Genomic DNA, 19394 nt, shown 5'->3' with positions numbered 1-19394 from the left:
CTCACCCCAGACCGAAGTCGCGGGACTTCTCCCGCACGTCGCCGAAGAACCGGTCGACCTGTTCGCGGGCCTCCTGGCCACCGTCGAAGCCCTTCCAGTACACACGGACGAGCCCGACCAGCCGGTAGCAGACGTCGATCGGCACCAGGAAGGTGTCGACCGTCGTGTCCGTACGGCGGACCAGGATCGCCTCGATCTCCGGCCGAGCGGCGGCCAGCAAGGGGTGGGTCGCGGCCAGCTCGGCCCAGGCGTCCAGGTTCAGGAGACATTCGGTCGCGCCCGCCGGGCTCGGGTAGAACGCGGCGACGCCCTCGTCACCGCGGAGCAGGAACACCGCGCCCACCGGGATGCCGAGTCCGTCCCATTCGGCGCTCGTCAGCGGACGTCCGGGATCGTGCAGGTAGCGGTCCGGTACCGCCCGGAACCGCCCACCCGCCTCCGGGCTGCTGAACAGCAGGAAGCAGCCGCGGCAGGCGCACAGGATCGCGCGGCGTTCGGTGTCCACGATATGCCCGTGCCCCGGCCCGGTCGGCTCGGTGCACAACTGGCAGCGTTCCGGCTCCGGCGCCCGGGCGGGCGCCGGTTTCTCCGGCTCGACGAAGCGCCGGAGCCCGGTGTGCCCGCTCACGACGTCACCGCCGCGGGCAGGGCGACCCGCACCCCGTCGCTGTCCGAGAGCAGCGGCAGCGGGTCGAGGTGACGGCCACCGTCGTCGAGTCCTTTGCCCGCCAGCCGGACGTCGAATCGGGCGTCACACCCCGCACAGGTGAGGACCGAGCCCGCCAAAGTGGACTCGGCGAGACCGGAACCGCAGGCGGCGCAGGAGTCCCGGTAGGCGTAGAGCGTGCCGCGCACCGAACAGAGCAGGACGTCGACGCCGTCGATCCGCACGGCCACCGGCCGCCCGGTCGGCGGACCCGGTTCCGGCACCGCGCTCCACCGCGAACCGGACGGCTCGGGCGCGTGCCAGCCGTCCGGCGGCCCCATTCCGACTTGCAGCAGCGGCACCGGTTCTGGCTCCGGGGTCACCCCTTCGACCTCGACTCCGGCGACCTCGGGCGCCGCCCTGGTGATCGCGCCCTCGATGGCCATCTTCACGGTCAGCGTCGAGGACGGGCAGCCCTGGCAGTTGCCCTCCAGCCGCAGCCTGGCCGTCCCGTCCGCGTGGACTCCGAGGTACTCGACCCCGCCGGCGTGCGAGCCGAGATAGGGCCGGACCTCGTCCAGCGCCCGCTGGATCCGGGTGTCCACGTCGACCGGGTGGAGGTCGTGCAGGACGAGCAGGCCGGCCACCAGGTCGTCCCCGGCGAGCCGGAGCAGGACGTCTTCGGTCACCAGCCCGGCGATGCGCTCCAGTCCTTCGCCGTACATTCCGACGACGACCCGGACCAGTTCCTCGGCGACCTGCTTGCCCCGACCGTCCGGCAGTTGGCCGAGCAAGGCCTCGATCCGGTCACCGGTGTCGCCCGCCGTGGTCGGCATCCGGCCCCCTCAGTACTCGCCGTTGAACGCGTGCGGGGTGTGGTGCTTCGTGAGGACCTTCCCGGTGCCGAGGGACATGTGCACACCGCACGGCAGGCACGGGTCGAAACTCCGCACCGCGCGCATGATGTCGATGCCCTTGAAGTTCTCCGGCGGGTTCTCCTCGAAGATCGGCGTGTTCTGCACGGCGTCCTCGTACGGGCCGGGGGTGCCGTAGGTGTCGCGGACACTGCCGTTCCAGGGCGTCGGCGGATACGGGTGGTAGTTCGCGATCTTGCCGCCCTTGATCACCATGTGGTGCGACAGCACGCCGCGGACGGCCTCGGTGAACCCGCAGCTGACCGCCTCGTCCGGGACGACGAACTTCTCCCACGTCTTCGTGTTCCCGCCCCGGATCTCGGCCAAGGCCTTCTCCGCGAAGTGCAGCGCGAGCCCGGCCGCGTAGGCCTGGAAGTACGTCCGCGCGCGGTTGCGTTCGAGCGCGTTGCTCCACTGTGGAATCTTCCACTCGAAGCTCTTCGCGGGTTTGAGCGCGGTCCTCGGCAGATTGATCTGCACGCTGTGCCCGGTGGACTTCACGTACTCGGTGTCGACCAGTCCCGCCAGCGCGGTCACCCACAGCCGGGCGATCGGGCCTCCGCCGGTGTCGAGCGCGAGATGGTCCTTGCCGTCGAACCAGCGGGGCGACATCGTCCACGAGTACTTGTCGTCGAAGTCGCGTTTGGCCGGCCGCGGGATGGTGTGCTGGTTCCACGGATGCCGCCGGTCCACCGGATTGCCCAGCGGATCCTGCTTGACGAACATCTCCTGGTCTTCCCAGTCCTCGTAGAACGAGTGACCGAGCAAGATCCGGATGCCGAGGTTGATGTCCACCAGGCTGGTGGTGACGAGTTTCCCGTCGACCACCACGCCCGGGGTGACGAACATCTTGCGGCCCCAGTTCTCCATCTTCTCGTAGGTGAAGTCGCAGTGGTCCGGGTCGTTGAGGCTGCCCCAGCAGCCGAGCAGGATCCGCCGCTGCCCGACTTTCTCGTAGCCGGGCAGGGCTTCGTAGAAGAAGTCGAACAGGTCGTCGTGCATCGGCACGACCTTCTTCATGAACTCGACGTAGCGCATCAGCCGGGTCAGGTAGTCGGTGAACAACTGCACCGTCGCGACCGTGCCGACACCACCGGGGTACAAAGTGGACGGATGGACGTGGCGGCCTTCCATCAGGCAGAACATCTCCCTGGTGTAGCGGGAGACGTGCAGTGCCTCACGGTAGAACTCGCCCTCCAGCGGGTTCAGCGACCGCATGATGTCGCCGATGGTCTTCATCCCGTGTTCGGACGCGTGCGGGGATTCCGTGCGGTTGGCCAGTTCGAGCACACCCGGGTTGGTCTCGGCGACCATCCGCTCGCAATAGTCCACCCCGACCAGGTTCTCCTGGAAGATGTTGTGGTCGAACATGTACTCGGCGGCCTCGCCGAGATTGATGATCCACTCACCGAGATGCGGCGGGCGCACGCCGTAGGCCATGTTCTGGTTGTAGACCGAACAGGTCGCGTGGTTGTCCCCGCAGATACCGCAGATGCGGCTGGTGATGAAATGCGCGTCGCGCGGATCCTTGCCCTTCATGAAGATGCTGTAGCCACGGAAGATCGACGACGTGCTGTGGCACTCGACGACCTCCTTCTTGGCGAAGTCGATCTTGGTGTAGATCCCGAGACTGCCGACGATCCTGGTGATCGGATCCCACGCCATCTCCACCAGGCCGGGGTTCTGGGTATCGGTCATCGCTGGATTCCTCGCTCCGTCACCAGTTGGACTTGTAGCCGGTGGTCAGTGAATTCCCTTTGTGCCGCCACTTCGGTTCCTCGTCGGCGGTCCGCATGGTGAACCCGCGCAGCGCGCGGATGACCGTCCCGTAGGCCGTGCTCGCCGCGGCGGACACCTTCGACCCCGGCGGCTCGTCCATGAACGGCATGAACTTGTCCGGGAACCCGGGCATCGTGCAGGCGATGCAGATCCCGCCCACGTTCGGGCAGCCGCCGACGCCGTTGATCCAGCCGCGTTTCGGGACGTTGCACTTGACCACCGGACCCCAGCAGCCCAGTTTCACCAGGCATTTCGGCGAGCCGTAGTCGTCGGCGAACTCGCCCTGCTCGTAGTAGCCGGCACGGTCACAGCCCTCGTGCACGGTCGCGCCGAAGAGCCACTGCGGGCGCAGCGCCTCGTCGAGCGGGATCATCGGGGCCTGCCCCGCGGCCTGGTACAGCAGGTACAGGATCGTCTCGGAGAGGTTGTCCGGATGGGTCGGGCAGCCGGGCACGCAGACGATCGGGATCCCGGCCTTGGACCGCCACTCCCAGCCGAGGTAGTCGGGCACGCCCATCGCCCCGGTCGGGTTCCCCGCCATCGCGTGGATACCGCCGTAGGTCGCGCACGTGCCGACGGCGAGGACCACCAAAGCCTTGGGCGCCAGCCGGTCCAGCCATTCGCTGGTGGTCATCGGCTGGCCGGTGGCGGGGTTGTTGCCGAAGCCGCACCAGTATCCTTCGGACTTGATCTTCTCGTTCGGGATCGAGCCCTCGACCACGAGCACGAACGGCTCCAGTTCACCCCGATCGGCCTTGTGCCACCACTCGATGAAGGTGTCCGCGCCGGTCTCCGGCCCGCATTCGAAGTCGATCAGCGGCCAGTGCACCGCGACCTTCGGGAGCCCGGGCAGGGCGCCGAGCACGATCTCCTCGATACTCGGCTGGGTGGCGGCCGTCAGGGCGACCGAGTCGCCGTCACAGCCGAGACCACCGTTCATCCAAAGAATGTGCACGACGGGTTCGTCAGTCGTTTCGGCCGTGGTCATCGAGGACCACCTCCTCGCAGCCCGAGGCCGCATTCGAAGTCGGCGAACGCCCGGTGGGTTCGACAAGGGCCGACACGCGAGCGTGGAAAGTGGAGAACGGGAAACGACCTCGGAAAGATCCCGGCTTTTCCGGGGCGTGAACACTGTCACGGTAGACCTCGCCGGACGACATCGGCAAGACGACAGGACAGATCTGTCCTCGCGTTCTTTGCTTGGGGCGCAAAGCCCGCACAGGTAGGCTGGCCGAAGCGGCCTCGACGACGGGATTCTCGTGGACGTACCGAATTTCGAAGGTTCGGGAGTACCCCTTGAGCTACTCCCGGTCGTCGTGCTTTCCAAGATTTTCCCGGCCCGTCCTTCCTCGATTCCGGAAATCCGCGAATTCGTCCGCCATTGTCTCGCCGATTCCCCGCTCACCGATGGGGACAACCGGGAAGTGAGCCAGACGGTCTTCCGCGCGCTTCTCGACGCGGCGGGCCCGACGGGCACCATCCAGATCTCGTTCCGGATCTTCCCGGAGCACGTCGAGGTCGACGTCCTGCATTCGCATTCCGGGCAGCCCGGCGAGCCGACGCTCGCCCAGGTGACCGAGCTGAAGTCGGATTCCCCCACGGCGGCACCGGGTTCCGAGGCGCCGGGGTCGTTCGCCGACTGGATGACCGAGGTACTGGAGCGGGAAGGGCTCACGCAGGAGGCCGCCGCACGTCAGCTGGGCGTTTCGGTCAAGACCGTCGGGCGGTGGGTCGGTGGCGAAACCGAACCGAGGCTGCGGGACCTCCGGCGGCTCCAAGAACGGTTCGGAAGATCGCCGCTCACCTGAAACCGCGCTGTTGACAGTGCCCGCGCCGCCGCCGGATGGTGGACGGATGAAATTCCTGGTGCTGTTCCGGATGGAACTCGCCCTGCTGTCGGGCGAGATGGCCGCCGCCGTCGCCAGGATGCCGCGCTATGCCGGGCCCCTGGAGGAAAAGGGCAAGGTACTCGCGCGCTACCACCTCGTCGGCCAGCACGGCGGGGCCTGGATCTACGACGTCGGGTCCAACGAAGAACTGGAACGGCTGCTCGCGATGTCGCCGGTCTACAACTTCGCACGGTACGAGATCCACCCCCTCGCCGACATGCCGGATCCGGCCGCGGGTCTCACCGAGATGCCCGGTTGACGGATCGGAGATCGCGGCGAACACTTGTGTCGTTCCCTCGGGACAGAGGTGTCCGATGAGCGCGCCGAAGCCGAATCCCGCTCGCGAACGACACTGGATCTGTGCCCAGCGGCTGCGCGAGCGACGACTTTCCCTGGGCCTGACCCAGCGCGAAGTCGTGGTGCGCCTGCAAGAACACGGGAGTTGTACGACCAACCGCGCGCTGAGCGCGATGGAGAACGGGCGCGGCCTGGACCTCGGCCTGCTGCCAGAGCTAGCCGCTTCGCTGTCCTGCTCGGTCACCTATCTGCTCGGACTGACCGCGAATCCGGAGAGCTGGCTACCTGAATCGGCGCGGCATGACGACGTGCCGCCCGCCGAACCGGTGTCCGTCCCGATCTGGCGGACAGCCGGAATTCTCGGCCCCGGCCTGCCGGAGGGTTTCCTCGCGCCCGGCAGACAACGAACAGGCGGCAGGCCCGGCAGCAACGGGTCTCCTCGCCTGACGGACTGATCTGTTTTCCCACCACATAAAGGACTCCGCCCGTGACAGAGCTGTCACGTCCCGGCGGCCTCGGTGTGGTCGACGCCCTCGTGCGCGACCGTGCCCGCCCGCTGGACGATCTCGCCGAGCACGCCGAAGACGTCGCCCGCACCTGCCACGCCATGGCGAAGCGGTTCCATTGCGGCGGGAAACTCGTCGTGTTCGGCAACGGCGGACCGAGCACCGACGCCCAGCACGTGGCCGTCGAGTTCGTGCATCCGGTGATCGTCGGGAAACGGGCGCTGCCCGCACTGTCGCTGACCTCGGACGTCGCCACGCTCACCGGGGTCGCCAACCGGGCCGGTCTCGACGAGATCTTCGCGCATCAGATCCGGTTCCTCGCCGAACCTCCCGACATCGCGCTGGGCCTGTCCACCGACGGCGACTGCCGCAACGTCCTGCGAGGCCTGGAGCGGGCCCGCGAGCTCGGCATGCTGACCGTCGCCCTCGTCGGCGGCGACGGTGGGGCGATCGCCGCCCGCCGGGCCGCCGACCACCTGCTGATCGCCGCCTCCGTGGATCCCAGGGTGGTCAAAGAGGTGCACGTGACGATGTACCACGTGCTGTGGGAGCTGGTGCACGTGTTCCTGGAACAGCCTGGCGTTCTCGACGAGGAGGCGCGATGAACGACTGCCACGACGACGTCTGCGTGACCTGTTCGGACACCGCCGTCCCGGTCACCGTGCTGCGGCTGCTGGACGACGCCCTCGCCGTCGTCCGCACCGACGCCGGGACCGAGGAGGAGGTGAGCGTCGCGCTGGTCGCGTCCCACGTCGGCGACACCGTCCTCGTGCACGCCGGGGAGGCCATCGCGGTGCTGGGAGGCGATTCCCGATGAGCGGAGACGTTCCCGCCACCGAAGTCCAAGCCCTCTACCCGTTCCTGTACGCGGACTCGTCCGATGTGGACTCTCTTCTCGAACAGGTCCGGAGATCCACTGTGGACAAGGCCCGGGAGATCACCGAGTTGCGCGCGTCGGTGTTCGCGAGAGACGGGCAGCGGCTTCTCGAGTGCGCGCGGGCGATGACCGGCGCCTTCGCCGTCGGCGGCAGGCTGCTGACCTTCGGTAACGGGGGCAGTTCGACCGACGCGCAGGACCTCGCCAGTCTCTTCTTGAATCCGGCCGGGGACTCGCCACCGCTGCCCGCGTTCGGGCTGACCAACGACATCGCGGTGATCACCGCGCTCAGCAACGACATCGGTTTCGACGTGGTGTTCGCCCGGCAGATCGCCGCCTTCGGCAGGGCGGGCGACATCGCGGTCGGCCTGTCCACCAGCGGGAACTCCGCCAACCTCCTGCGCGCCTTCGACGAAGCGAGCAGGCTGGGATTGCTCACCGTCGGCATCGCGGGTTACGACGGCGGCAAGATGGCCGAACTGGACAGTGTCGACTACCTGTTCGTGGTGCCGTCGCCGTCCGTGCACCGCGTCCAGGAGGCGCAGACCACGCTCTACGACGTGCTGTGGGAGCTCACCGTGGCCGGACTCCGGGATACGCCGTGACCGCCGCACTGGACCGGGTCAAGGCGGTCGCCGACGCCGTGCTGTACGAGGGCTACCTCCTGTACCCGTACCGCGCGTCGGCGGCCAAGAACCAGGTCCGGTTTCAATGGGGAGTGCTGACCCCGCCCGCCTACGCGGCGGGCGGGACCGGCGAACACGAGTGGTCCCAGGCCGAACTGATCGCCGAGCCCGCGCCGGACGGCGTGCTGCGGGTGCTGCTCCGGTTCCTGCAACTCCAGAAACGCGTCGTCGAAGTGGCCGCACGGCCCGTGCCGTCGGCGACCGTCGACGGCGTCGAGTACACCACCTGGGAGGAGGCCGTCGAACGGGAGGTCGACACCGTCGTTCCCTTTTCCGCGCTGCGCACCGAGATCAGGGTGCCGTTCCAGGTAGGCGGCGGTGAGGACGTCGAGCAGGTCCGCGACGATACTCGCCTGGTCCGGCGGCGCGCCGGCTTGTCCGGGGAGCTGCGGATCCGCGCTGTCGACCTGCCGGACCCGTTCGGCGGCCTCAAACTTCGCCTGCGGGTGGAGAACACCTCCGGCTGGGCCGAGCCGGGGGCGACCCGCCCGGACGCGCTCGCGCACTCGCTGATCGCCGCGCACGCCCTGCTGTCCACCTCGGACGGACACTTCCTGTCCTCGGCCGATCCACCCGAATGGGCCGCGCGGGTGACCGAAGAGTGCGTCAACGAGCGGCTGTGGCCCGTCCTCGTCGGTGACACCGTCCTGTGCACCCCCATCATTCTCAACGACCATCCGGAGATCGCCGAGGAAAGCCCGGGAACCCTCTACGACGGCCTGGAAATCGACGAGATCCTCACGTTGCGCACCATGACGCTGACCGACGAGGAGAAACGTCAGGCCCGCGCCACGGACGCCCGCGCCGCCGAACTCCTCGACCGCGTCGACGGTCTGTCACCGGATCTGCTCGACCGGTTGCACGGCACGATCCGCTACCTGCGCTCGGTCACCGGCACCCCCGAACCGGAAGTGGAACCCACCACCGTCACCGTCGGCGGAGTGGCCGTCGGCGAGGGCAGCCGGGTCCGGCTGCGGCCGGTCAAACGGGCCGACGCGCACGACATGTTCCTGGCCGGGCGGGTCGCGGTGGTACGGGCGGTGCTGTTCGACGTCGACGACGTCTGCCATCTCGCGGTGACACTGGAGGACGATCTCGGCTCGGACCTCTACGCCCAGCACGGCCGGTACCGCTACTTCGGCGCCGACGAGGTGGAACCGCTATGACGCCCCGAGTGCTGGTGGCCGGTGTCGGGAACGTCTTCCTCGGTGACGACGGGTTCGGCGTCGAGGTCGCCCGGCGCTTGTCCACAAAGGACTTGCCGGCGGACGTCCGGGTGGCCGACTACGGCATCCGGGGCATGCACCTGGCCCACGATCTCGCGAGCGGCGGCTACGGGCTGACGATCCTGGTCGACGCCACGATGCGGGGCGACCCGCCCGGCACGGTGTACGTCGTCGAACTGGATCCACCGGACGGACCGCCCCAGGCGGAAGCGCTCGACGCGCACGGCATGCAGCCCGACGTCGTGCTGAACCTGGTCGCCCTGCTCGGCGGGGATCCCGGCCGGGTATTGCTGGTCGGTTGCGAACCCGCGGTCCTGGAGCAGCGGATGGGGCTCAGCCCCGCTGTCGAAGCCGCGGTCGACACGGCGGCCCGCGTGGTCACCGATCTCGTCAAGGAGAGCTCCGACGCGAGGAGGAAGCAGGTGCCGCCATGTGCCTTGGCATTCCCGGAGAAGTGATCGAGATCCTGTCCGACCGGCCCGATCTGGCGCGGGTCGACGTCAGCGGGGTCAAACGGGCGATCAACATCGGGCTGGTCGCGGAGGAGGGCATCGCTCCCGGCGACTGGGTGCTCATCCACGTCGGCTTCGCGCTGTCGAAGATCGACGAAGCCGAAGCGAAGGCCGCGATGGACTTCCTCGAAAGCATCGGCAAGGCGTACGAGGACGAAATGGCGGCACTACGGGATTCCCAGATCGTTTAGGAGGGGCGGCATGCGTTTTGTGGACGAGTTCCGCGACGCCGAGAAGGCCAGGGCGCTGGCTTCGAAGATCGCCGGTCTGTGCGAATCCGGCCGGGAGTACAAGTTCATGGAGGTGTGCGGCGGGCACACCCACACCATCTACAAACACGGGCTCGAGGACTACCTTCCCGAAGCCATCACCCTCGTGCACGGCCCCGGCTGCCCGGTGTGCGTGATCCCGATGGGCCGCATCGACGACGCCATCAGCATCGCCCGCCGACCCGGGGTGCTCATGACCTCGTTCGGCGACATGATGCGCGTCCCCGGCAGCGACGGGAACTTCTTCGACTCCAACGCCGAGGGCACCAACATCAGGATGGTCTACTCGCCGCTCGACTCGCTCAAGATCGCCCGGCAGAACCCGGACCAGCAGGTCGTGTTCATGGCGATCGGGTTCGAGACGACCACGCCGTCCACCGCGATGACGGTCCTGCGCGCGGCCGCGGAAGGGATCGGCAACTTCTCGATCTTCTGCAACCACATCACCATCATCCCCGCGATCAAGGCGATCCTCGACTCCCCCGACCTGCGTCTCGACGGGTTCATCGGCCCCGGCCACGTCTCCACGGTGATCGGCTGCCGTCCGTACGAGTTCATCGCCGGGCGGTACGGCAAGCCGATCGTGGTCGCCGGGTTCGAACCGCTCGACATCCTGCAGTCGATCTACCTGCTGATGCTGCAACTCAAGGAAGGCCGCTCCGAGGTCGAGAACCAGTACTCGCGGGTGGTGCCCTGGGAAGGGAACCCGACCGCGCTGCGTGCGATCAACGAGACGATGCGGTTGCGGCCGTACTTCGAATGGCGCGGGCTCGGGTTCATCTCGCATTCGGCGTTGCGGCTGCGCGACGAGTACGCCAGGTTCGACGCCGAACTGAAGTACGAGGTCCCCGGTGTGCGGGTCGCCGACCCCAAGGCCTGCCAATGCGGCGAAGTACTCAAGGGAGTGCTGAAACCGTGGGAGTGCAAGGTGTTCGGCACCGCGTGCACCCCGGAGACACCGATCGGGACGTGCATGGTCTCCCCCGAGGGCGCCTGCGCCGCGTACTACAACTTCGGCCGGTTCACCCGGACCAGGGTGCGCGAGGCGAGCGTCCGATGAGCACGTCGACAGAGTCGACAGGATTGCCGTCGGAACGCGAACAGCGGGTGCTCGACCGGATCGACAAGGCCCGGCGCCGCCGCCCGAAGGTCCGCGAGGAGCGCATCACACTCGCGCACGGCTCCGGCGGCAAGGCCACCCAGACCCTCATCGAGGCGATCTTCCTCGACGCGTTCCGCAATCCCCTGCTCGAACCGCTGGAGGACGCGGCGCGGCTGACGATCGACGGCTCACGGCTGGCGCTCACCACCGATTCGTACGTCGTGTCGCCGCTGTTCTTCCCCGGCGGGAACATCGGCGACCTCGCGGTCAACGGCACGGTCAACGACCTCGCCGTGTCCGGCGCGAAACCGCTGTACCTGACGGCGGGTTTCATCCTGGAAGAAGGCTTCCCGGTCGCGGACCTGATAAGGATCGTGGAGTCGATGAAACTGGCCGCCGAAGCCGCCGGGGTGTCCATCGTGACCGGCGACACGAAGGTCGTCCAGCGCGGGAAGGCCGACGGCTGCTACATCAACACCGCCGGCGTCGGCGTGCTCGGTACCCCGCACGAGCTCGGCGTCGCGACGATCCGGCCCGGTGACGCGGTCCTGGTGTCCGGCCCGATCGGCGAGCACGGCGTCACCGTCATGCTGGCGCGCGGCGAACTCGACATCGAGGCCGATCTCGTGTCCGACACCGCGCCGGTCCACGGTCTCGCCGCCGCCCTGCTGGACGCCGCACCGGGAGTGCGGGCGATGCGCGACGCCACGCGGGGCGGTGTCGCGACGATCCTCAACGAAGCCGCGAAGGCCGCCGACGTCGCCGTGGTGGTCGACGAAGACCAGGTCCCGGTCGGGCACGAGGTGCGCGGCGCGTCGGAACTGCTCGGCATCGACCCGCTCTACGTCGCCTGCGAGGGCCGGATCGTGGTCTTCGTGGACGGTGCCCAGGCCGAACTGGCACTCGACACGATGCGCGCGCATCCACTCGGCACGAAGGCGGCGATCATCGGCCGGGTCAAGGCCGATCCACCTGGCCTGGTGCTGCTGAACACGGTGTTCGGCGGGACCCGGATCTGCGATCTGCTGGTCGGCGATCCCCTGCCGCGGATCTGCTGAAGGAGCGCCCGTGCACGAACTGGCGATCACGCAGGCCGCGGTCGAGGAGATCACGCGGCGGCTGGGGGAAACCCCGATCCGCAAGGTGACGCTGGAGATCGGGGCGCTTTCGGGCGTGGTCGTCGATTCGGTGCGGTTCTGTTTCGAGGTCATCGTGGACGGCACCCCGTTGCGGGACGCGGTACTGGAAGTGATCGAACCGCCGGGACGCGCTCGCTGCCGCGACTGCGCCCGCGAATTCACCGTCGAAGATCCCCGGATCCCCCTGTGCCCCCGCTGTGGCGGCGCGAACCTGCGGGTGCTCGGCGGGCAGGAACTCCGGATCAAATCTGTGGAGGTGCGAGGCGAATGTGCGCAACCTGCGGGTGCTCGGACGACGCCGGAGTCCGAGTGATCGACCCGTCGTCGGCCGGGCATGAACACGGACACGGACACGGCCATGGGCACTCACATCCGGAACCCGACCGGACCGTGCTGCTGGAACAGGACATCCTCGCGGCCAACGACCGGCTGGCGGCGGACAACCGGACGTGGCTGGCCGCGCGGGGCATCCACACGCTGAACGTGATGAGCTCCCCCGGTTCCGGCAAGACGACGCTGCTGGCCCGCACCATCGTCGACCGCGGCCGCACCCTGCCGATGTCGGTGATCGAAGGCGACCAGGAGACGATCTTCGACGCCGAGCGGATCAGGGCGACCGGCTGCCGCGTGGTGCAGATCAACACCGGGGCCGGCTGCCATCTCGACGCGGGCATGCTGGCCAAGGCGCTGCACACCCTCGCGCCGCCGCCGCGGTCCACGGTGTTCATCGAGAACGTCGGGAACCTCGTCTGCCCGGCGCTGTTCGATCTCGGTGAGGCCGCGCGGGTGGTGGTCATGTCGGTCACCGAGGGCGCCGACAAACCGCTGAAGTACCCGCACATGTTCCGGACCGCGGACGTCGTGCTGCTCAACAAGATCGACCTGCTGCCGTACGTCGACTTCGACGTCGAGTCGTTCACCGAGGATCTGACGCGGGTGAACCCCCGGCCGGAGGTGCTGTGCCTGTCCGCGACGACGGGTACGGGCCTCGACGAGTGGTACGGCTGGCTGGACGGTCGCGAAAGCTGACAGATCGGACACATTGGGCCGCCCGGCCCTGGTGAACGCGCGGCCGCTCGACAAGGATCGCCCGATGCGCGACAGCAAGACGTTCGACCTGATCGCCCGGGGCGGGCTCGTCTGTTACGCCGTGGTGCATCTGCTCGTCGCGTGGCTCGCGGCGCAGGTCGCCCTCGGCGACAAGGCCAGGGCGGACAAGGCGGGCGCCCTGCAGGTGGTGGTCGCGGAAGGCGGCGCGTGGCTGCTGTGGCTGATCGCGGCCGGTCTCGCCGTACTGGCGTTGTGGCAGCTCAGCGAGGCGGCCACCGGGCACCGGCACGTGGACGCACGGCGGCGGACGGTCCGCAGGATCGTCAGCGGGATCGAGGTCGTGCTGTACGGCCTCGTCTCCTACAGCGCGGTGAAGGTCGCGATCTCGGGCGCGGACGACGGCCAGGGCTCCATGGTCGCCGACATCCTCGCGGAGTCCTACGGCCAGGTTCTGGTGACGGTCGTCGGGATCGGCGTCGTCGCGGTGGCGGTGTTCCTCGCCCAGCGCGGGTTCCGGAAGACCTTCGTGCGGGAGCTCGACTTCGGGAAGGCGTCGGGGACGACCCGCACCACGACGATCCGGCTCGGCCAGGTCGGCTGGATCGCGCTCTCCGCCGCGTACGGCACCATCGGCGTGCTGACGGTCATCGCCGCGGTCACCTTCGACCCCGCCAAGGCGAGCGGACTCGACGCCGCGCTGAAGACGCTCGTCGCCCAGCCTTACGGCGGTCCGATGCTGCTCACGCTCGCGGCCGGGATCGCCGCTTTCGGGGCCTTCGCACTGCTGGACGCCCGATTCCGCAAGATCTGATCTGCCCGGCGAACCGACCTGTGGCACCGTGAGAGCCGTCTGGAGGTCGTGATGGCAGGTGTGGTCGAGTGGATCCGCGAGCAGGGCGAGGACGATCGGCAGGCGCGGATCGTCGAAGTGCTGGTCGACGCCTTCGAAGACCTCATGCGCGCGGACGCCGACGCGTTCCGCCGCAAGTTCCGCAAGATGGCGGCCGCCCCGTTCGCGTTCTACCGCGGTTCGGCGTGCCTGTTCTACGCGGACATGGCGCACGAGGAAGACCCGTGGGCGAACGACGAGACCAGCCGCGTGTGGATCCAGGGCGATCTCCACGCCGAGAACTTCGGCAGCTACATGGATTCGTCCGGGACGCTGGTGTTCGACGTCAACGACTTCGACGAGGCCTACCTCGGCTGCTTCACCTGGGACCTCAAACGGCTCGCGGCCAGTGTCGCGCTGCTGGCGTGGAGCAAGGCGATCTCGGACGACGACATCGAGACGCTGATCGGCACCTACCTGCGCGCCTACGTGAAGCAGGTCCGCGAGTACGCCGAACGCCCCGGCGACGAACTCGTCCGGCTCCAGCTGGACAGCACCGAGGGCATCCTGCACAACGTGCTGCTCCGTGCCCGGCTCAAGACGCGGATCGACCTGCTCGACGAAGTGACCACCGTGGAGGATTACGACCGGAGGTTCCGGCACGGCCCGGGGGTCCGGGTCCTGGAGAAGGCGGAACGCAAGACCGCGATCGCCGCCTTCGAGTCCTATTTGGACACCATTCCGGAGAACAAAAGGTTCGGTAGCATCACCTACCGGGTCAAGGACATCGTCGGCCGGACCGGTTTCGGTATCGGCTCGGCCGGGCTGCCCGCGTACAACATCCTCGTCGAAGGACGGACCCAGGCGCTCGAGAACGACGTCGTCCTGTCGATGAAACAAGGGAACGTCGCGGCGCCGAGCCGGATCGTGTCCGAGCAGAGCATCCGCGACTACTTCACCAACGAGGGGCACCGCACCGCCGTCTCGCAGCGCGCGTTGCAGGCGCACGCGGATCCTTGGCTCGGGTACACGGAGATCGACGGGACCGGGTTCGTCGTCTCGGAGTTGTCGCCCTACGTCGACGACCTGGACTGGTCGGATCTGACGGAACCGGCGGAGATGGGACCGGTGCTCGACTATCTCGGCCGGGCCACCGCGAAGATGCACTGTGTGTCCGATTCGGACTCCGAGCAGACGCTCGTCGACTTCCAGAGCGAAGCGGCCATCGCCGAAGTGATCGGTGACCGCGAAGACGAGTTCGTCCGCACGCTGACCGAGTTCGGGATGGCCTACGCCGAGCAGTCACGGGAGGACCACCGGTTGTTCGTGGACGCCTTCCGCGGCGGGAAGATCCCCGCCGTCCGGCCCGCCGCGGAGGGCTGACCGGACGACGGGGACCGGCTATTCGCGGAGGCCGATCGCCTCGATCGGCTTGGACCGCAGCGCCACCCGCGTGGCGAGGCCGAGCGAGACCAGGCCGAGCAGGATCGCCCCGGCGATGACCCCGCCGAAGACGGCGATCGTGCCGGACGGCAGCGGTGTCCCGCGCAGGCCGAGGTTCAGCAGCATCAGGGGAACCCCCGCCACCACGGTCCCGAGCAGGGCCGCGACCCCGACGGTCGCCAGTGCTTCGAACCGCATCATGCGGACCACCTGGCGCTTCGTGGTGCCGATCAGGCGCAGCAGCGCGAACTCCCGCGAGCGCTGCGCCGTGCTCATCACCAGTGTGTTGGCCACCGAGATCACGACGTAGCCGAGGATCACGCCGACCGCGACCAGGTTGACGTAGAACTGGGCCTGCTGCTGACCGCCGGCGGGCGCGGCGACCGCGGATCCCGGTGTCACGACCAGACCCGGATAACGAGCCGCGAGGTCGCGCAGGGCGGCGGTCACCGTCGCGGAGTCCGCGTCGGGCTGCTGCCGCACGAGCACCGAATCGTCCATCCGGTCACCGGTGTGCGCCCTGGCCAACTCGACGGGCAGCACGTAGCGGCCGAACGCCTGGTCACGGGTGTACGTGGCGACCAGCCTCAGTTTCGCCGGAGCGCCGTCACCGTAGTAGAACTCGACCTCGTCACCGATCTTCTTGTCGTACCAGCCGGCTTCCCGCTCGCTCATCGCCACGGTGTTCCCGGTCAGATCGGTGATCTTGCCCGACACGACGCCCAGGTCGAGGTTCCCGCGCACCTGTGTGCCGTCGAGCCCCTGCGCCCCGTACCGGTCGACGCGCACTCTGTCCTGCTCCTGCACCGTGTTCATCACCTCGGTGCGCACGACCGGGGTCGCGGCGGCGACCCCGGGGATCCGGCGCGCGGCCTCGGCCACCTCCGGGGACAGGCCGCCCGTTCCACTCGCGAGCACGTGGTCCGCGGTGGTCGACTCCACGGTCTCTTCCTGCCGGGCGGCGGCCGCGGAGGTCTGGCTGTAGAACATCGTCAGGGCGAACGAGACCGCCAGCATCACCGGCGTCACCGCGGCGGCGAGGCGCCGCGAGTTGGCCTGGCTGTTCGCGGCGGCCAGGTAGCCGCTGATCCTCGACGTCCGATTGAGCACCGGTGCGATCAGCTTCGTCATGAACGCGACCACCTTCGGGCTGACCACGGCCAGCCCGATCACGATGATCAGCGATGAGCCCGACGAAGCCGCGAGCCCTGGTTCACCGGGCAGGAAGATCGGGACCATCGAGCCCGCGAGACCGGCCACCACCAGCGCGCCGCCGACGATGACGCGCACACGGCCGAGCTCACGCCGTTCCACCGCGGCCTCGCCGAGCGCCTCCACCGGGCGGATCGAGGACGGACGTCGCGAAGCCGACCACGCGGCCAACCGGGCCGTGCCCAGGCCGAGCGCCAGCGCGGCGACGAGCGGGATCGGGCTGAGCGCCAGCTCGAAGTCCGGCGGGATCACCCCGATCCCGGCGAAGGCATTCCTCAATCCGAAGCCAACGGCCACGCCGAGACCGCTGCCGAGCACCCCGGCTACCGACGCGACCAGCATCGTCTCGGCGCCGATCAGCTTGCGGATCTGCTGGGGTGTCGCTGCGATCGCCCGCAGCAGCGCAAACTCCCGGCGACGCTGGTTGATGACCAGCGCCAGTGTGCTGGCCACGACGAACACCGCGATGAGGAGCGCGAACCCGCCGAACGAACCCGCGAGCGCCATCAGGAGCATGCGGGTCTGGCTGACGTCGAGGAACTCGACCGTGCTGCGCTCGACCCCGGTCGTCACCGTTACCTTGTCGGTGCCGACCGCGTCGCTGATCCGATCGGCGAGGTCGCCCGGCGTGACACCCGGGTCCGCCAGCACGCCGATCGCGTGCACCTGGCCGGGCGTCCCGGCGAGTTCGGCGGCCTTCTCCTGCGAGAAGAACACCGAGGACTGACGGCTGAGGCCGTTGCCCGATTTCGGGGCGGCGATCCCGGAGACCAAGTAGTCCACCGGCGTCGAGCGGACGGCGATCTTCACCCGCTGACCGGCCGTCACCCCGCTCCGGGACGCCAGGTCCGCGTCGAGGACGACCTCGTCGGGACCGGCGGGTGCGCGGCCGTCACGCAAGGAGAAAGGCGCCAGTTTGGCGGCGTCCCAGTTGTGGCCGAGCGACTGGCCGCCTTCCGGCCCGTTCAGCGCGCGGCCGTCGGCCGTCACTACGTTGGCGGGGAAGCTCTGCTCCGCCACCACGCCGCGGACACCCGGCACCGACGTGATCGTCCCGGCGATCGTCACCGGCACCGAGGCCTGCTCCCCGACCTGCTGGGTTTCCATCGGGCCTGCACCGGGCGGGTCGACCGTCTGCTGCCCGCCGACGACGACCGCCGCGTCCGCGTACCGCTGTGTCGGGACACCGGCCCGCAGCCCGGACTCCATCAGGATGCCGCAGCCGGCGACGAGCGCCGTGCCGCAGAGGATCGCGATGAACGCGCCGACGAAGCCGCTCAGGCGGGTCTTGATCGTCTGCCATGCCAAATCCCACATGACGTCACCACTCCCCGAGGTGGGTCATGCGCTCGGCGACACGTTCCGGCGTCGGCTGCGGGAGGTGACCCGCGAGCTTGCCGTCGGCCAGGAACAGCACGCCGTGCGCGGCCGAGGCCGCCACCGGGTCGTGTGTGACCATCAGCACGGTCTGCCCCATGTCGTCCACAATGGAACGGAGCAGGTCGAGCACCTGGCGAGCGGTGCGCGTGTCCAGCGCACCGGTCGGCTCGTCGGCGAGGACGACCTCCGGCCGGGTGACCAGCGCGCGGGCGATCGCGACCCGCTGCTGCTGGCCGCCGGAGAGTTCCGACGGGCGGTGTTCGAGCCGCTTCGCGATCCCGACCCCCTCGACGATCTCGCGCAGCCACTGCGGGTCGGGCTTCTGCCCGGCCAGGCGCATCGGGAGCGTGATGTTCTGCAGCACGTTCAGCGACGGCAACAGGTTGTAGGCCTGGAAGATGAACCCGATGCGGGTCCTCCGCAGCTCAGTGAGCGCTTTCTCACGCAGCTTGCTGAGTTCGGTGTCACCGAGCAAAACCCGTCCCGCGCTCGGCCGGTCGAGCCCGGCCGCGCAGTGCAGGAAGGTGCTCTTGCCCGATCCCGACGGTCCCATCACGGCGGTGAACGTGCCCTTGCGCACCCCGACGGTCACCCCGTTCAAAGCAGTGACCGCGCCGTCACCGGAACCGTAGACCTTGCTCACGGATTCCAGTGCCAAGGCGCACGTGCCCCCTGAATTCATCGTTTCCCCTTAAGCGGTGGTGATCTCTCTCGTCAAACCTACGGTCGGCGAGGGCTCGGATCGATCCCGCGTGAGGGAAGACTCGTGGTAGTGCTGGCACCACCACGACCGGTTGATCGGCGGTCACGACGCTGTGCCGGGTGGCGCGGGAGGGGCCGCAGGCACGCCAGGGAGACCTGAAGCTCCCGGCTGTCCTCAAGGGACACTTCCAGGCAGCTGGTTGCCCGTTTCATACCGTATGTGCGCTTTACTAAGGGGGTCGCGAGTGGCAATGCGCGTTCCATTGAGGGGTAAGTCAAATGTGGCATGACCGAGCCTCTGCGGCGAAGGACTCCTTCGCCGGCTTCAAGATTAAGAGGTGGCCTTCGTGGCGTGGTTCTGGACCGGCCTGCGGGCGCCAGTCGCTCCCGAATGTCCACAAGGGACACTCTCTGGCGACAGAATGTCCGATTGATGGTTAGATGTGCGGTTTTCGAGGGGGTCGCGAGTGGCAAAGAGGGTTAGAACCCGCTTTGCCACTCACGACCCCATCCGCAAAGCGTGCATATGGGTATCAATCGGACATTTACCCGGCCGAATGTGTCCCGTGTGGACAGTCAGGGTGCGGCCAGTCCAGATCCGCGATACTGAAGGCTCCCTTCACCGCATCGGACGCGGCGAAGGGAGCCTTCAGTCCGGCACGACCCGCCCGCGAACACGACACGTTTGCCCTTCCCCTGTTCCACCCCTCTTTGCCACTCACGACCCCCGGACACCAGCTCCCCGGCTGTCCTTAAGGGACACTTCCAGGCAGCGGTCGGCTCTCGCTTGATCGGGTCCGGACACCGGGATGATCGCCGAACCGACAGCGACCATCGCGGTCACGCTGATCTTCGTCACCCGTATCACGATCGACCTCCATCTCCGGCACATTGATCCGACTATCCTGAGCATGCGCGAAAGGCCCTTCCTGATTC

Annotated in this window: 21 protein-coding genes; 15 read left to right on the top strand and 6 right to left on the bottom strand. The window is 68.3% G+C overall.

Annotated features, from left to right (window positions below; genetic code table 11):
* Position 1: 1 nt before the first annotated feature.
* From ACLJRM_RS17420 to ACLJRM_RS17405, 4 genes are read right to left on the bottom strand one after another with little or no spacing between them, the layout of a single operon-like run.
* Complete coding sequence (locus tag ACLJRM_RS17420) at positions 2-628, bottom strand: DUF5947 family protein (RefSeq protein ID WP_410663598.1); 627 nt, start codon at positions 626-628, stop codon at positions 2-4.
* Positions 625-1482, bottom strand: coding sequence for a NifU family protein (locus ACLJRM_RS17415; RefSeq protein ID WP_410663597.1), 858 nt, complete (start codon positions 1480-1482; stop codon positions 625-627). Before ACLJRM_RS17415 ends, ACLJRM_RS17420 begins: the two co-directional genes overlap by 4 nt.
* Positions 1483-1491: 9 nt before the next feature.
* A complete protein-coding gene (locus ACLJRM_RS17410) occupies positions 1492-3258 on the bottom strand; it encodes a nickel-dependent hydrogenase large subunit (protein WP_410663596.1) in 1767 nt (588 codons plus the stop codon).
* 19 nt (positions 3259-3277) lie between these two features.
* On the bottom strand, positions 3278-4327 hold the full coding sequence (locus tag ACLJRM_RS17405) for a hydrogenase expression protein HypE (RefSeq protein ID WP_101608103.1): 1050 nt from the start codon (positions 4325-4327) through the stop codon (positions 3278-3280).
* Between the two features lie 328 nt (positions 4328-4655).
* Here ACLJRM_RS17405 and ACLJRM_RS17400 point away from each other — a divergent pair, with 328 nt between their 5' ends.
* From ACLJRM_RS17400 to ACLJRM_RS17330, 15 genes are all read left to right on the top strand, one after another.
* Positions 4656-5147 (top strand): helix-turn-helix domain-containing protein, encoded by a 492-nt coding sequence (locus ACLJRM_RS17400; protein WP_233223160.1) that lies wholly within the window; start codon positions 4656-4658, stop codon positions 5145-5147.
* Positions 5148-5193: 46 nt separating this feature from the next.
* Positions 5194-5487, top strand: coding sequence for a muconolactone Delta-isomerase family protein (locus tag ACLJRM_RS17395; RefSeq protein ID WP_410663595.1), 294 nt, complete (start codon positions 5194-5196; stop codon positions 5485-5487).
* A gap of 55 nt (positions 5488-5542) precedes the next feature.
* Positions 5543-5980 (top strand): helix-turn-helix domain-containing protein, encoded by a 438-nt coding sequence (locus tag ACLJRM_RS17390; protein ID WP_101608106.1) that lies wholly within the window; start codon positions 5543-5545, stop codon positions 5978-5980.
* Between the two features lie 32 nt (positions 5981-6012).
* Complete coding sequence (locus tag ACLJRM_RS17385) at positions 6013-6636, top strand: SIS domain-containing protein (RefSeq protein WP_410663594.1); 624 nt, start codon at positions 6013-6015, stop codon at positions 6634-6636.
* Positions 6633-6848 (top strand): HypC/HybG/HupF family hydrogenase formation chaperone, encoded by a 216-nt coding sequence (locus ACLJRM_RS17380; RefSeq protein ID WP_101608108.1) that lies wholly within the window; start codon positions 6633-6635, stop codon positions 6846-6848. The genes ACLJRM_RS17385 and ACLJRM_RS17380 overlap by 4 nt, the downstream gene beginning before the upstream one ends.
* Positions 6845-7513 (top strand): SIS domain-containing protein, encoded by a 669-nt coding sequence (locus ACLJRM_RS17375; RefSeq protein ID WP_410663593.1) that lies wholly within the window; start codon positions 6845-6847, stop codon positions 7511-7513. Before ACLJRM_RS17380 ends, ACLJRM_RS17375 begins: the two co-directional genes overlap by 4 nt.
* Entirely contained in the window at positions 7510-8760 is a 1251-nt protein-coding gene (locus ACLJRM_RS17370; RefSeq protein ID WP_410663592.1) for a hypothetical protein, read from the top strand. Before ACLJRM_RS17375 ends, ACLJRM_RS17370 begins: the two co-directional genes overlap by 4 nt.
* Positions 8757-9278 carry a hydrogenase maturation protease gene (locus tag ACLJRM_RS17365; RefSeq protein WP_410663591.1) on the top strand — a complete coding sequence of 174 codons (522 nt, stop codon included), beginning with the start codon at positions 8757-8759 and terminating at the stop codon, positions 9276-9278. Before ACLJRM_RS17370 ends, ACLJRM_RS17365 begins: the two co-directional genes overlap by 4 nt.
* Positions 9251-9523: a HypC/HybG/HupF family hydrogenase formation chaperone gene (locus tag ACLJRM_RS17360; protein WP_101608112.1), complete on the top strand. Its 273-nt coding sequence runs from the start codon at positions 9251-9253 to the stop codon at positions 9521-9523. The genes ACLJRM_RS17365 and ACLJRM_RS17360 overlap by 28 nt, the downstream gene beginning before the upstream one ends.
* Positions 9524-9533: 10 nt before the next feature.
* Entirely contained in the window at positions 9534-10661 is a 1128-nt protein-coding gene (gene hypD / locus ACLJRM_RS17355) for a hydrogenase formation protein HypD (protein ID WP_410663590.1), read from the top strand.
* Entirely contained in the window at positions 10658-11761 is a 1104-nt protein-coding gene (gene hypE, locus ACLJRM_RS17350) for a hydrogenase expression/formation protein HypE (protein ID WP_410663589.1), read from the top strand. The genes hypD and hypE overlap by 4 nt, the downstream gene beginning before the upstream one ends.
* Before the next feature lie 10 nt (positions 11762-11771).
* Complete coding sequence (locus tag ACLJRM_RS17345) at positions 11772-12155, top strand: hydrogenase maturation nickel metallochaperone HypA (protein ID WP_101608115.1); 384 nt, start codon at positions 11772-11774, stop codon at positions 12153-12155.
* Complete coding sequence (gene hypB / locus ACLJRM_RS17340; protein ID WP_410663588.1) at positions 12110-12871, top strand: hydrogenase nickel incorporation protein HypB; 762 nt, start codon at positions 12110-12112, stop codon at positions 12869-12871. The genes ACLJRM_RS17345 and hypB overlap by 46 nt, the downstream gene beginning before the upstream one ends.
* A gap of 64 nt (positions 12872-12935) precedes the next feature.
* Positions 12936-13703, top strand: a complete 768-nt coding sequence (locus tag ACLJRM_RS17335) for a DUF1206 domain-containing protein (protein ID WP_101613215.1) — start codon at positions 12936-12938, stop codon at positions 13701-13703.
* 51 nt (positions 13704-13754) lie between these two features.
* Positions 13755-15104 (top strand): DUF2252 domain-containing protein, encoded by a 1350-nt coding sequence (locus ACLJRM_RS17330; protein ID WP_101608117.1) that lies wholly within the window; start codon positions 13755-13757, stop codon positions 15102-15104.
* Between the two features lie 18 nt (positions 15105-15122).
* Here the strand turns inward: ACLJRM_RS17330 and ACLJRM_RS17325 are convergent, their stop codons facing one another.
* On the bottom strand, positions 15123-17693 hold the full coding sequence (locus ACLJRM_RS17325) for an FtsX-like permease family protein (RefSeq protein WP_410663587.1): 2571 nt from the start codon (positions 17691-17693) through the stop codon (positions 15123-15125).
* A gap of 4 nt (positions 17694-17697) precedes the next feature.
* Positions 17698-18438 (bottom strand): ABC transporter ATP-binding protein, encoded by a 741-nt coding sequence (locus ACLJRM_RS17320; RefSeq protein WP_410663586.1) that lies wholly within the window; start codon positions 18436-18438, stop codon positions 17698-17700.
* Positions 18439-19394: the final 956 nt, after the last annotated feature.

It is taken from the genome of Amycolatopsis sp. lyj-84, from assembly GCF_046549075.1.
Lineage (GTDB): Bacteria > Actinomycetota > Actinomycetes > Mycobacteriales > Pseudonocardiaceae > Amycolatopsis.
This window is presented reverse-complemented; position numbering and strand designations above follow the sequence as displayed.

Coding starts and splice junctions, on each gene's coding strand:
- ACLJRM_RS17415 (WP_410663597.1), bottom strand. CDS start 1,482: ATGCCGACCACGGCGGGCGACACCGGTGACCGGATCGAGGCCTTGCTC.
- ACLJRM_RS17410 (WP_410663596.1), bottom strand. CDS start 3,258: ATGACCGATACCCAGAACCCCGGCCTGGTGGAGATGGCGTGGGATCCG.
- ACLJRM_RS17405 (WP_101608103.1), bottom strand. CDS start 4,327: ATGACCACGGCCGAAACGACTGACGAACCCGTCGTGCACATTCTTTGG.
- ACLJRM_RS17395 (WP_410663595.1), top strand. CDS start 5,194: ATGAAATTCCTGGTGCTGTTCCGGATGGAACTCGCCCTGCTGTCGGGC.
- ACLJRM_RS17390 (WP_101608106.1), top strand. CDS start 5,543: ATGAGCGCGCCGAAGCCGAATCCCGCTCGCGAACGACACTGGATCTGT.
- ACLJRM_RS17380 (WP_101608108.1), top strand. CDS start 6,633: ATGAACGACTGCCACGACGACGTCTGCGTGACCTGTTCGGACACCGCC.
- ACLJRM_RS17375 (WP_410663593.1), top strand. CDS start 6,845: ATGAGCGGAGACGTTCCCGCCACCGAAGTCCAAGCCCTCTACCCGTTC.
- ACLJRM_RS17365 (WP_410663591.1), top strand. CDS start 8,757: ATGACGCCCCGAGTGCTGGTGGCCGGTGTCGGGAACGTCTTCCTCGGT.
- ACLJRM_RS17360 (WP_101608112.1), top strand. CDS start 9,251: ATGTGCCTTGGCATTCCCGGAGAAGTGATCGAGATCCTGTCCGACCGG.
- hypD (WP_410663590.1), top strand. CDS start 9,534: ATGCGTTTTGTGGACGAGTTCCGCGACGCCGAGAAGGCCAGGGCGCTG.
- hypE (WP_410663589.1), top strand. CDS start 10,658: ATGAGCACGTCGACAGAGTCGACAGGATTGCCGTCGGAACGCGAACAG.
- hypB (WP_410663588.1), top strand. CDS start 12,110: ATGTGCGCAACCTGCGGGTGCTCGGACGACGCCGGAGTCCGAGTGATC.
- ACLJRM_RS17335 (WP_101613215.1), top strand. CDS start 12,936: ATGCGCGACAGCAAGACGTTCGACCTGATCGCCCGGGGCGGGCTCGTC.
- ACLJRM_RS17330 (WP_101608117.1), top strand. CDS start 13,755: ATGGCAGGTGTGGTCGAGTGGATCCGCGAGCAGGGCGAGGACGATCGG.
- ACLJRM_RS17325 (WP_410663587.1), bottom strand. CDS start 17,693: ATGTGGGATTTGGCATGGCAGACGATCAAGACCCGCCTGAGCGGCTTC.
- ACLJRM_RS17320 (WP_410663586.1), bottom strand. CDS start 18,438: ATGAATTCAGGGGGCACGTGCGCCTTGGCACTGGAATCCGTGAGCAAG.